The 13,313-nt window shown below is 64.3% G+C and carries 7 protein-coding genes; 2 read left to right on the forward strand and 5 right to left on the reverse strand.

Going from position 1 to position 13,313, the window contains the following annotated elements:
* Positions 1 to 13: 13 nt before the first annotated feature.
* The 5 genes from KA712_03685 to KA712_03705 form a co-directional block, all read right to left on the reverse strand.
* The gene (locus tag KA712_03685; GenBank protein MCG5052041.1) at positions 14 to 3,967 is read right to left on the reverse strand and encodes a hypothetical protein; all 3,954 of its coding nucleotides are present in this window, start codon (positions 3,965 to 3,967) and stop codon (positions 14 to 16) included.
* Between the two features lie 32 nt (positions 3,968 to 3,999).
* Positions 4,000 to 5,589: a DUF4215 domain-containing protein gene (locus tag KA712_03690; protein MCG5052042.1), complete on the reverse strand. Its 1,590-nt coding sequence runs from the start codon at positions 5,587 to 5,589 to the stop codon at positions 4,000 to 4,002.
* Positions 5,590 to 5,687: 98 nt separating this feature from the next.
* Positions 5,688 to 6,401 (reverse strand): matrixin family metalloprotease, encoded by a 714-nt coding sequence (locus KA712_03695; protein ID MCG5052043.1) that lies wholly within the window; start codon positions 6,399 to 6,401, stop codon positions 5,688 to 5,690.
* A gap of 234 nt (positions 6,402 to 6,635) precedes the next feature.
* Positions 6,636 to 7,826, reverse strand: coding sequence for a hypothetical protein (locus tag KA712_03700; GenBank protein ID MCG5052044.1), 1,191 nt, complete (start codon positions 7,824 to 7,826; stop codon positions 6,636 to 6,638).
* A 240-nt stretch (positions 7,827 to 8,066) separates the two neighbouring features.
* A complete protein-coding gene (locus KA712_03705; GenBank protein ID MCG5052045.1) occupies positions 8,067 to 9,632 on the reverse strand; it encodes a hypothetical protein in 1,566 nt (521 codons plus the stop codon).
* A 394-nt stretch (positions 9,633 to 10,026) separates the two neighbouring features.
* On the opposite strand from KA712_03705, the gene KA712_03710 reads away from it, so the two are divergent.
* Both KA712_03710 and KA712_03715 read left to right on the forward strand, forming a co-directional pair.
* Positions 10,027 to 11,991, forward strand: coding sequence for a hypothetical protein (locus KA712_03710; protein MCG5052046.1), 1,965 nt, complete (start codon positions 10,027 to 10,029; stop codon positions 11,989 to 11,991).
* A 174-nt stretch (positions 11,992 to 12,165) separates the two neighbouring features.
* Positions 12,166 to 13,302, forward strand: a complete 1,137-nt coding sequence (locus KA712_03715) for a hypothetical protein (GenBank protein ID MCG5052047.1) — start codon at positions 12,166 to 12,168, stop codon at positions 13,300 to 13,302.
* The last annotated feature ends 11 nt before the right edge of the window (positions 13,303 to 13,313 follow it).

Genomic DNA, 13,313 nt, shown 5'->3' on the forward strand with positions numbered 1-13,313 from the left:
ATCTTCAGAAGTGTCAACGTTTGCATTCATCGAACCCGATCTTCGGCTGCAGCTTCTTCTTCGTCATGCCATCGAGGAAGTAGTACGCCGCGACGCCTGCGTTCATGGCACCCCGTCGCGTCCAATCGTCGAGCAAGCGGGGAACCAGCGCACTCGACCTCGGCCAAAGTTGATGAACCCCCTTGTTGCCAAAGGCGCGTGCCAGCACCGGTGAAGGACAAAACGGCATGTCCTTTTCGTCGTCGACGCCTGCAAGGCGAAAGTGCGAAACCGCACGTTGACGGTCTTCTTCGCTCTTCGGTGCCACGCACCAGGCGAAAAGGTTGTTGGCGTTGATGCCTTTCTCCACACGCCCGTCCAGGGTGCCTACGGGGTGGTTTTGCGGGTAGAGCCACTCTCCCTCTGGACTTTTCGCCAGATAGACACTTCCGGTCGGTTCCCTGAACAGGTCGGCTGCATTTTCGGTGGCTGCCGGAGACGGGAACGCCTCGGTGAACACCCGGACCGTGGGTGTATTTCTGAACCCGCAAAGGGAGGCCCAAAGTTCCAAGTGGCCTGAGTTTTCCACGAAGGGAACGATCGATCGGGCGTCCAGGTACATGCCGGTCGCTGCCGTGGCCGGATTGCGGAAGAACTTCACCTCCCACGGCAGATCCAGCACGCTTCGACAGAGTGCGCGTGCAGACTCGAGCATGTTGGCGTCCTTGACGTTGTCGCCCGCTTTGGGTGCAGAACCGTAAAAGGGGCTGGTCGATACGAGCCGCACGGCGATGGGAGGAATGGCACTCAGTGTTCCGCCCATGCCCATGAACACCATGTAGCGCGCCAACCAATCGGCGGGCGTGCCGCCCCCCTTCGCCCCTTGGAACTCTGTGTGGGCGAACTGGCCCGGAGCGGCCACCGGGCCCAGCATGCCATCGAGGAAGTTCGCCACCCTGACCCCACCGCCGGTGAGCTCGAGGATGGTGGCCGCCAAGGGACTGCGTGAATCGATGTCTCGTCCGTGGCAATTCTGGCATGTGGCACGGAAGACAGCCTCACCGCGGCTTTGTTGATGAACCCTTCGGGCCCCGTCGCGCAGCGCGAACCGTGGGCCCTCCTTCGCGACCAGCCACTGGTAGCCGGGGGAAGGGGAACTCGACGCAAGCTCCGCCTGCCACGCGGACAGACGCTTGGAGGACGTAGACGCCTCCTGGCTCTCGCTGCATTCGGGCGCCCAGAAGCCCATGGGCAAAGACTCGGTTGCGAACCGTTCCTGTTCGCTGTCGAGGAAGAGCCCCTGGAGCATGTCGACCACCGTCGACACCTCAGGGGACACGGGTACCGAGGGGCTGCGATCAACCAAGATATCTTTCCACTGAGAGCGGCGCGGCTTCCACACGTCTTTTCGATCCGTGGTGTCGACAACCACCCAGTGCGCGCGGTCGGGGACGGCATCGCGCAATGTGCCCTGCGCGGCGACGTTCACACGCGCACCGTTCAGCCGCCCCTCGTCGATGGGTGCTTTGCGCTCACCCTTGGCCACGCCGGGATCGACCGTGTCGTCGTCGTCAGGGCAGTGGCTGCCGGTCAAGCTGTTGCGGAAGCGCTGGAGGCGCAGCTCGGCCTCAGTCACTGCGTTTTGGTACCCATACGCCCGTCCATCCCTGTCAGGCAGCTTGTTGCCATCGCCCGCAACCACGTTCTCGTAGGGGAACTCGCCCTCCTTGACCTCCTGATAGGGCTGCTCAAAGCCCGTGGCACCCTTTTTGTACTGCTCGTGTCCAGGCACGAGGATCGTATTTGTGACGGGATCGTTGACCGCCAACTTCTTGAGCTTCGGAATGCTGGGGATGCTCAGCATCCACTCGGCCATGATCGTCTGCGCCCGGCAGTCGTAGCCCGGTACGTTGCGGGGCATGTGAATGAAGAGCGTATTGTCCTCCTCGTAGGTGAAGGGCGTATACACGTTCCTCCAAATGAGGCTTCGCCAGGGGCCATAGAACTTGAAAATGCCCTCGACCGGGTCGAGTTCATCCAGGTTCTGGCCGGGATTGTTGGAGCGGGGCCCCACGGGTGGAAGATAGTCGAGCGTGGGAAAGAGCTCGCGGGAGGTCAGCTCTCGAAGCGTCTTCGTGTTTGGCTTTTCCGTTTCGGAGCCGGTGAACCCGTCCGTCAGTTCGAAGTCGCCGATCGCAGGCGTAATGTAGGGGTGCCGAAGCGTTTGCAGGGGACCCACCTTCGCCCGTGGCGAGTACTTTTCCAAAGGAAACTGGAACACTCCCCCCGTGGCGCTCGGGAAAAGATCGAAGTCCTTCAGCACGGGATTTTGCACGGTGGGAAACCCGGTTGGGTTGTGGCAAAACGCGCAGTTGCCCATCATGTAGCCTTGCGCCACCGCTTCGTATTTGTTGCGAGGCTTGCGTGTACCTTGCGACTCCTCGAGTTTCGCCTCACCCGGAGCAATGCCCTCAATCACACCCCACTCGATGAGGCGCTGGAGCTGTTCGAGCTCGTCCGCAAAGGGAGGCTCGAAGACCCCGCTCATCTCGTCGTCAGCCGATCGTCGATCGACATGCCAGGGGGTGAACCCGAGGATGAAGGAGTGATTCTGAGAGCCCATGTGGCATTCCACGCAGCGTTCGCGGCTGGGCAAGGGATAGTGTCGAATCTTCCCGGAGGCGGCGTTCGCCAGCTCATCGGACGTCATGTACGTGCACGTATCGCGGTTGGATTCGGGACTGACGGGGTTCTTGTCGGGATCGCGCGGGGCGCGTTCGTCCGTCACGTAGGGGCAGAGGCGATCGGCCCAGGGGTCTCCGCTCTCGAGCGGATCGATGATTTTCCTCGCCATCTGCTCGTCTTTGTCCCACGCATAGATGACCATCAACGATCGCACCGCGTAGCGTCCGTCCGGGAGGAGCTCGTCGGGGCGGGACACGATGAGCCGCGTCTCCATTTTCCGGTAGCCCACCTCACCGTTCTTGTCGATCACCTTGCGCAAGAACGTCTTGTAGAACCGCGTGTTGGGCGGGATGAAGAAGTCCTTCGTCTCCGGGTTGTAGCGAATCTTTTGACCCACGGGCACGCGCACGTAGCGCATCTTCGAGGCGTTATCGGAAAACAGCGTGTACGTGGGGGCGTAGCTAAAGACTCCGCGGCGCGCGAGTTCCGCCGAGTCGAGCGTCGCGAGGTCGGTCTCCACGAGCGTGTCAGGCAGGTCCGCAAAAGACGTCATGCTCGCGAAGCGCGCATCGAGCGCCTTCGCCTCGTCTTGCACGATCTCGAGCTTCTGGGTGGGCAGACAACTGCCGATGTTGGTCAAGCCCGCTGCCATGGTCGCTGGCAGCCGGTAAGGCGCGGATGAGGGCGCGGGACTGCCTCCGGCAAGAGGCTCGTTGGTCTGGACCTGGAACACGTCGGGGAACTGCTGCTCTTCCCAGGCGAGCATTCTTTCGGCCAAGAGACGAAGAGGCTCGTTGGCCGCACGGCGGCTTCCGTCTCCCGAGCCGGGGGGCATGACCTTGTCGCGGTCAGCGGACAGAATGCGGGCGTGCGAAAGGCTGCCCAGGTCCGCACGCTGGGTGAAGGTTTCCAGGTTGATGGTGAACGTGCCCGTCACCCCCGACTTCAGGTCGGGCCGCGGCGCCGCGCCGACCGCCACCCCGTGGCAGCCGGCCTGCCCACAGCTCTTCTCGAAGTCCGTCCAGAGTTCTTGCTTCGTAATGCTGCGCGTGTTGTTTCCACCGCCGCTCCCCGGAGCGCCAGCCGCCGTGACCTCGCGGCGCGCCGCCAGGAGCTCGGCCTTGACCTCGCGGCAGGAGCCCGGTTGGGAGGGTGTCCCCGGCGTGCTCGGCGACGTGGGAACGAACGTCGATCCTGGGTCGTACCCATCAAAGGGCGCCTTGTCCGTCTTCTCGCTACAGCTCGGAAAGACGAACGAGGCACACAGGACAACTCCGAAGACACCGGCGTGGGCGAGGCGCATGGCGAAGCTCCCGGGTTACGGTCGTTGAAGCGTCAGAAACACTCAGCGTTGCATTTGAGAAAGGCCTCGTCGACGATCACGGTGGCGTTCCCCATGGGGTAGTTGAAGTCGAAGTAGCGCGCCAGCACATCGGTATTCACAGGGTTGTTTCCCGCGCCGGCCTTCATCTCCGCCGCGCAGTCACCCTCGGGCACGAACGAGGGATTCTCGCACTCGTCGATCTTGGCCTGTGAGTTGCCGCAATAGCACGCTGCTGGCGCGATGGCCGTCCAGCAGGTGGGGCTGGCGAGAATGCAGGAGAGCACCGAAGCGCAGAGTGCGTCAGGCTGACAAACCGTTGCGTTGAACTCGCCGACTTCGGTCCGGGTGGCGATGCACTCCAGACACAGGTTGTTCTCCTGCACCTCGAGCTTACACTCGACACAGGCGGGGTTCATGCTGTCGTCGCATTCCTCGGCACCCTCGACCACCCCGTTACCACAGATGGGCACGATGGTGCACGTGTCGCTGCAAAGCTGGTTGGCCTCGAGCCCTGCGTCTCCATCGCATTGTTCGGACGCCTGGTTGACCGCACCGTCGCCACAGGTCGCGGCCGAGGAGATCTGACACTCTGGTGTGCAGCCCTGGCCCTCGCTGAGACCAGCCGTGCCGTCGCAGGCTTCGCCGGTTTGCACGATGCCGTCGCCGCAGCGTTCGATGGCGCAGGTGGACGAGCAGCCGTCGTTGTTCGTGGTGTTGCCGTCATCACAGGCCTCCGTGCCCTCTTGCTGACCGTCTCCGCATACGTTGGCCTGAAGACAGGACAGCCACACCTCTTCGGTGTCGAGGCAATCGTCGTCCTCGTACGTCACGGAGACAAAGACCCCCGCGGCGGGCAGACCCGTGAACGGATCCGCTGCGGAGGCTGTGCCCAGACCACTGCAGGTGAAGGCTTTGCATGCGAACGCGCCCTCGTGGCAGGTGCCGTCACCGAGCGTGCCCTGCGCAGTCTGGGCCGCGTCGTTGCGGAGCGACCAGGTCAACGAGGGCGTACCCACGACGGCAGCGTCGTGAAGAAGCACGTTCACCGCGGTGGAACTGCCCAGGAGCACGTCCGCAGGGGCCGCGTAGATCGTCTTGATCCGATCGGCGGAGCAGTCTTTGTACGCGACGGTGGCGCGCACCCGTGCCCCGCCGCCGCCATTGGAGATGCCGCTGCAGAGCAGGGTGACCTGCACGTCTACCGTGGATGCGGGCACCACCGAGAAGGTCTTGCTGCCCTGACACTCGAAACCCTCGCCGGTCTTGGTGCCCAGGGTCACCACGCACTCTCCGGCCGCAAGGCCGCCGAAAACGGCCAGGATGCGTCCGTCTTGCACCTGCAACGTCCTGGTGATGTCCACGCCACTGCCGGCGCAGACGAGCTTCAGATCGACAGACTGCACGGTTTGGCCTTCCGGCACGTCCAGCTCGAAGCGAACGCTCCCCGTGGGGCGTCCCGATGTGTCCCCGTCGCCGCAAGCGACGAGGGACGTAACGAGGGCAAGGGCAAAAGCGGCGCGAAGACGCGTGAGGGTCTGGATCATGAGAGGTCTCCCGGTTGGTGCCGAAGGCACGGGATGAACGCGATACGAGCCTTTCATACATCCCGGAACGCAGGGTCTTCGTGACGATTCCGTGGCAGCTCGCGCAGGCGCGCGCAGAGGGCTGCCGATCTCCGGAGCAGCTCTTCGATAATCGGTCACCTCGCGCTCGGGCGCCTTCGCCACGGTCTTGCGGCAAGGCCAAGCGCAAGCACGAGCCACGCCCAATGTTCAGGGGTGGCCCTGTGTCGACTGGCAAACGTGCACCCGCCGGCTGCCTCCGGCGGGACTGCGGCGCAGGCTGTCGGATTCAAGGCGGCAGGCGTTGATGGGGTGGGCGTACAGGCGAGCGCTGGGGCTACGGGCGGGAAGAGGGCGCAGATGCCGGCCACGTCGTCGGCGGTGAGCCCCCGATAAGCCTCGACCGCATACGAGCGAAACATCAGAGCCTGCGGGTCCTGCGAGTGGGCCAGCCCCAGCGCGTGACCGGCTTCGTGGAGCGCCACGGTGGCAAGGTGGCCGCGTACCGATGCTGCATCGTCGCGGCGCAACTGTAGCCACAATTCGTTCAGTTCCACGTCGGCGTCGAAGACGCGTCCGTCGGGGAGTGTGAAAACGGGCGTGGTTCTTCCGGCCACGACCCCCGTGGCGAGTGTGATGACCGGCGGGTTCGGAAACTGGGGGCTGATGCCCCAAACGTCGATGTTGTCTTCAGGAAGCGCTGTGCACGCAAACGGCAAGGCCGCATCAACCGGCGCCGCCACACTCACGGCGAAACGCGGTGGCGCTCCCGCACAGTCGACGGAAGCCCACGTCTCGAAGGCCTGTCGCACGAGCGCGGTCAGCTCGTCGTCGCTCACGCCCACCCGCACGCCGCTGCTTCGTTGAACCGCCAGAGTCAGGCACGGGCTGCTGCGCCTGAGCGGTGCGCCTTGTATCGAGCACCCAGCCGCGTCGCGCTGGCAGGCCGCCCCGTCCGTTGCATCGGGATCGCATTGCCTCGCCAGGCAAAATGCCATCGCACGACTCTGTCCGAACCCGAACGCCACAAGGACCAAAAGCAACCTTGCAGCGCGCATGTGGAGGACCTGGCCAAAGTTCGTTGGCTAGTGACCCTGGGAAACCGAGCCCGCGCCCAAATCCTGAAGGGCTGCGTGGGCCTTCCGTGACAACGCCGAGGCGGCGTCGCCCTCGGCGAAACGTGTGGCGAGGGCCAAGGTCTCCTTGTCCGGAAACTGTTCCGCCAGGATTCCAAGGGCTTGCACCCGCTCGCCCTCCCGCGCGTTGGCATCCTTGACCACTGCCAAGGCGAGCTTCTTGAGGCGCGAACATTGGGCTCGGGTCGGGTCGCCATACGCATTGCGGGCGTCGGCGCCACAGAGGCTCTGGTATACGTCGAGTCCTGCCGCCAGGGGCTTTCCCGCCGCAAGCCGCGCCTCGTCGCTGGCCAAAACGTTTTCGAGGTAGGGGCTTCCACACGAGGCCAAAAAGGCGTGGGCCCGCGTGACGATGACGGCCCGCGTGTCCTTCGTGAGGTCCTTCATCCAGTCGCATACCTGCTTGTTTTCTTCGAGGGTGCGCCCGCCCAGGGCGCGGGGCGCTTCCACGGCAGCCACAGACACCTCGAGCGAGTCACTCCGGGCAACGTCCCAGAGCTTCTCGAAGACCCTCAACCGGGCCGTGGTCATGATGTTGCGGTAAACCGCGGAGGCCAGTTTCTGCTTTCCAGGCTGGTCGATGAGCGGGTAAAGCTCGCCCTCGAGACCCACGGAGCCCACGACATGGGTGAGCACGGGTGCCACGTCGAGCGCCTGGGCCTCGGGAAGCGCTGCAAACTGCGCCATGAGCTTGCGCGTGATCTCCTTGTTCGGCACCGTGCCTGCGTTCTTGGCGTAGGCGCGCGCCAAAAGCTCGGCGGCGGCCGTTTTCATCTTGTCATCGCCGGTTTCGAGGACGAACGAGACCGTCTGCAGAACGCCGTGGCGCGGCTTGAGCCCCCGTGCACAGATCTTGACGATGTTCTCGAAGTAGTCGGAGTTGCACGACAAGGCCGAACGGGCCACATCGACGTTGCACCGGCGGGCCATGTTCCAAAAACCCTTGTAGACGTCCTTGTCTACGAAGGTGGGCAGCTTGGCCAGGGTCTCTTCGAGCTCCACCGCGGGATCGGCGGGCTTGACCTGAACGGGTGCCTGGGGCACCGCGGGTTTCCGCTTGCAACCGGGAAAACACGCTCCCACGAACGCAAAGAGCCAGAGCGAGCGGAGAACATTCTTCGAGGTGAGGGTTCTTTTCATGGCGTCACCAGACATTGGGGCACCGGCGGCATGTTCCCGCCTGAGCGCTCCGCTCGTTTGCCATTCCGTCGGTTCGCAAGCCAGACCAGAAGAGCCCGTACGGCGAACTTTTCCCGCGCCGTAACCAAACCGATGATTGACTTTCACCGAGCCGCCACATTTTGAGCCCGGCGTGCCAAAAAAGAAAAGGGGCCCGCGGCCTAAGCCGGGGCCCCTCGTCAAGCTTCTCTCTTTAGTAGCTTAGAAGCACTGGGCGTTGCAGCTGATGAAAGCCGAGTCCCAGATGACCGTCGCGTTGCCCATCGAGTAGTTGAAGTCGAAGTAGCGCGCGAGCACGTCTGCGTTCGCAGGGTTTTCGCCGGCGCCGGCCTTCATGATGGCCGCGCAGTCACCCTGCGGAACGAAGCTGGGGTTTTCACAAGCGTCGATGTCCGCTTGGCTATTGCCACAGTAGCACGCTGCAGGAGCGATCTCGGTCCAGCAGGTGGGGTTGGCCTTGAGGCAGGACAGAACGTCCGCACAAGCCTGGTCGGGCGTACACACGCCGGCCAGGAACTCGCCGATCTCGGGAAGAGTCGAAAGGCAAGGCGTGCAGAGGTCCTCTGCGACGCGCTTACAAGCCACGCAGGTTGCGGAGGTCTCGTCGCACTCCTCACCGGCCTCGACCACACCGTTGCCACACGCCACGACGATCTTGCAGTCGGCGCCGCAGGTTTGGCCAGGCACGATGCCGTCGGTGCCGTCGCACTCTTCAGAGGGCTGATTCTTGGCGCCGTCGCCGCAGACGGGGTTGTTGATGAGCGACTTGCAGTCCGAAGCGCAAGCCTGATTGGCGCCCACGCCCACCGTGCCGTCACACACTTCTTGCAGACCGGCCTGGATGATGCCGTCGCCACAGCTTTCGACCACGCAGCTCGCCGAGCAGCCGTCCTCGCTGGTGAGGTTGCCGTCGTCACAAGCCTCGGCGCCTTCCTTGGCACCGTCGCCACACTGGCTGGCCTGAACGCACTGTACCCACACCTCTTCGGTGTCGAAGCAGTCGTCGTCCTCGAACTTCAGGCTGACGAACACGCCCGCCGAAGGCAGACCCGTGCGGGTGTCGACCACGGGGCTCGCGCCAAGGCCGGTGCAGGTGAAGGCCTGGCAGGCCGACGAGCCGGCTGCGCAGGTGGCCGTGGCCAAAGTGCCCACGCCCGTGTTGGTCGCGTCATTGCGCACCGACCAAGAGAAGGCGGGGGTTCCCACGACCGCGCCGGCGTGCACCTCGGCCTCGACCGTGGTGCTCTCGCCCGTGAGGACGTTGGCGGGGATGGCGTAGACCTTCTTGATACGGTCAGCGCTGCAAGCACGCTTGTCGAACGTGGGGATGACCACGGCGGCGCCGTCATCGCTCATGTTCACAGCCTGGCAGAGCAAGGTGACCTCCACCTCGACGGTCTGTCCGGCCACAACGGTGAAGGCCTTCGAGCCGGTGCAGTCCGTGCCGTCAGAGGCCTGCGTGGCCAGGCTCACGGTGCAGTCGCCGGGGGTGAGACCACCGAACGAAGCCGTTACCGATCCCTTGACCACATTCAGCACGTGGCTCTGGGTCACGTTGCTGGCGGGGCACGAGATCTGGAGGTTGATGGTGTCGACCGTCTGCTCGTCGGGCAGGGTCAGGTCGAAGTTGACGGACCCGGTGGTGGGCGAGTTGGCGCCCTCGGGGCCGCCGCTACAAGCGGCCAGCGTAAGGCCGGCGACAAGCGCGCCGACGGTTCCGAAGTTCTTGAACATGGTTTGCTCCTGGTTGTCTTTGTGGTTGAACACGATGATCTGTCGCGCGGCATGAACCTGGCGACGTGGTCTGAATCGAGTCCCTCGTATACCCCGCAAGGGCGGAGGCCCGGTGTGACGATCCGGTCGCAAGTCTTCGACGGAACACGTCCGCTTCTCCTGGAATCGGTGAGGTCACCGATTCAAAGTGTTCGATTATCGGAGATATCGTCATGGCGGGCGTGGCCCGTGCGTCCAAGGCTTGGTCGCGCGACAGATGCGGTCGATGCGTGGTCTTTTGGTCGCGGTTCGTTTTCTGAATCGTAACCCCTCGCGGGGAATGCCCGGGCTATACGACTCCTGCCTCGAAAGGGTATTCCGCCAACTTCGAACCGCTTGGTCGCTGCACATGAGCGATCATCCAGGAGGAACGACAATGAATCGCACCATGAGACTCGTAGCGGGTTCCGTGTTCGTGCTGGGCATGACGAGCCCGGCATTCGCACAGAATCCCAACTTCATCGACACCACCCGCGCCACGCCCAACGCCATCTCGGGCTCCGACACGCTCAACAAGGTGATGGACGACCTGCTCCTTCAGCTTCCGCTTTCGGGCGGCATCAACACCTACTTCGGCTGCGGTTCGTCCTGCGGCGAGCGTCAACTTGCCGGCTCGCCCAGCTCCGGCGATGGTGCCAACAATGGTTGTACACCCTCTGACGGCAACGGTGCTCCCGAAGCCAACCCTGGCTGCCAGGAGATCTCGGGCATGTCCCGCCCGCTTCAAAGCGGCATCTGCGATGACGACCCCAACTTCCCCGGCAGCACGAACGATCAGGCCGAGGGCCTTGCGTTCTGCGCCGACGGCCTCGTGATCCTCGGCAACAACGATTCCATCGGCGCCTACGGCACCGACGCAGCATCGTGCGCCGCCTACTTCGCGTCGTCCACCACGCCGAACACGGGTAACCAGTTCCCGGATCGTGGAGTGGGCGCTCTCCGCAACAGCGGTACCCTGGCCAGCGGGTATCAGATCGCGGACTGGAAAGACGTGATTCGGCTCGTATACACGGGCTGTACCAACGCCGACGGCACCTGCGCGAACACCACCAACCGCGTGACCCGCTGTGGGAGCGCCGTGCGCCGCGAAGTCGTCGAGAACTGGGGAAATCTTTTCCAGGGCGTGGCTTGCTCGCAGAGCGGCGGCTGCCCTTCGGGCCTCGTGCGCGCGTTCCGTCGCGACGATGCCTCTGGTACGACCGGCGTGTTCCTCGAGCTCATCGGCGTGGCGTTCAACGTGTCCACCAACATCACCTCACGCGCAGACGTGGTTTCGGGCATTCCCCGCGCCATCACGCCCATGCCTGCGAACCTCTCGTTCTGCGACGGTGGCGACATCGAAGGTGTGATCCCAACGAACTTCGGCCCGAGTGGTGAAGCCGCCTTCGATCTGGGCGACCCGATCCGCACGGCGTGCCTTGCCGAGGACGACATCTGCGCCCGCGACGGCCGGCTCGGTCTCGTCCGCGCCATCCGCTCCACCGACACGGCCACCGTGGCCCAGGCCTATCCGGACTATCAATGCAAGCGCCTCTTCGCCTACCAGCAGTACATCAACGCGGCCTTGAACATTTGCCCCGACGGCACGAAGACCTCGGCGGGTCGCTGCCGCTTCCCCTACTACGAGGACGGCGCCTTCCGTACCTTCAACTGCATCGCGAACCAACGCTCTGCGTCTCCGGCCGCTCCGGCGGGCACCGACGGCCGTTCGTACAACTTCGTGGTCCACGCAGACGACGGCACCGTCTCCTTTGCCGACTTGAACCGCCGTCTGCCCGTCACCGCCTACTGGCGTCACAACATGGCCGTGCTGAACAACAGCGCGCTCGCCAACGGCAAGGTCCTCACGGCCGCCGACGTGGTCTGCCAGGAGAGCGACGCCACGCGGAACATCGGTTGCCTCACGGCCAACTCGAAGTGCACCCTGGGCTACGCAGGCCGCGAAGCGGCGTTCAACAACTCGCAGCCCACGGTTCACCTGTCAAACGAGCCCGTCAAGCTGAATGGCTTTCCACCCTCGGGTGAGGCCGTTTCGGCCGGCAGCTACCCGTTCTCGCGCCTCCTCTTCATGAACGCCTCGCGCGGCTTCGAGAACATCATGGAGGATTGCAAGAACCGGGGCGGCACGAAGGCCTACTGCGAGGACCAGGTCCGCATCGCGCAGGAGTTCTTCACGGTGGGGCAGCCGGGCAACGTGCTCGGCGACATCTGCAGCAACGCGGGCTTCATTCCGCTGCCTGCCGCGCTGTGCGTGGGTGCTCAGGGCAGCGCTGGCTGTGGCGCTCCTTCGAGCCAGCCCCTCTCGGCATGCGCGATCGACGCCCGTTCGTATGACTCGCTCGTGAACAACTAAGCCCTTGGGGCTTTACTGAGGGGCGCCTGTCCAGGGCGCTCCGGGACGGAAAAGGGCAGGTCACCTCGTGGGGCCTGCCCTTTTTTGTATCCGGATCCTCGTGGCAAGGGTTGTCACCGTAAGTTGACACGACTGTTCGCTTCCGCCCGCCACGGCCCGTGTATAAGACGGTAGATGCGACTCCCTCGGCATCGTTCAGCACAGACCCGTGCGCGGGGCGTCCTGGTTGCCTTGATGACGGCCTGGTCCCTTGCGTCCTGCGGAGACGACGTGCTGGCCCCCGAAGGCCCGAGCAACCCGGACCTGGTGCGTGAGGCGCGTGCCCTGGTGAGGGTCCAAGAGGTTCCCGAGGGGGTGCGCTGCCTGCGCGTCACGGTGGCGGGGGTGTTTACGATGCAGTTTTCCTTGGACGTCGAGGCGGGCAAGGTCACGTCTCTCTCCGCGGGGGGCCTGCCCACCGGCATTGTTCATTTTCAGGCGGAAGCCTTCGAGTCGGCCTGCGCTTCGGTGACGACCTCGGACATCGCTGAGTGGCGCAGCGCCCCGCAGACACAGACTTTGGTTGCGGGCACCACGGCTGTTTTGACGCTCGTGCTCCGCCGAAACGGGGTGGCGGAGGTAGGATTTGGCTTCGAGTTCGCAAAGCCCTGTGCGCCAGGCGCAAACGCCTGCAGCAGCGACGAGCTTTGTTTCGTGCTGGCCTGCGGGGACGCCTCCGGCGGATGCCTGAAGAGGCCGCTCACCTGTTCGCAACAATACGACCCCGTCTGCGGCTGTGATGGCGTGACCTATGCCAACGCGTGCGAAGCCGCCGCGGCAGATCGTTCGGTGGCCCACGCAGGCGCCTGCAGCTGCGGAGGCCCAAATGCTGTCACCTGCGCGGCAGGTTATGCGTGTACGTATCCGGACGGCGTCTGCGCCAGTCCTGGCCAAACGGGTGTATGTACGGCGGCGCCGGTGGCGTGCCCCAGTGTGTCCGAGCCCGTGTGTGGCTGCGACGGAAGAACGTATGCGAACCGCTGTCTGGCGGCAGCGGCTGGGGCATCGGTTCTCGCGGAAGGCGCTTGCGCGCCGATCCCCTGCGGAGGTCCGGTGAACGCAGGCTGTCCGGCCTCCATGTTCTGCTCGTTTGCGGACGGAACGTGCGCGGACCCGGTGCGCGTCGGTGTTTGCGTGGAGCGCCCTCGTCTTTGCCCCACGATACAGTACGCCCCCGTGTGCGCATGCAACGGCAAACAGTACACGAACGTCTGCCTCGCCAATGCGGTGGGCGCCTCCGTGGCCAACCGCGGCCCCTGCGTGTCCCCGTAGCAAGGCGCGGT

The sequence above is a fragment of the Myxococcales bacterium genome (assembly GCA_022184915.1).
Lineage (GTDB): Bacteria > Myxococcota_A > Polyangia > Fen-1088 > Fen-1088 > JAGTJU01.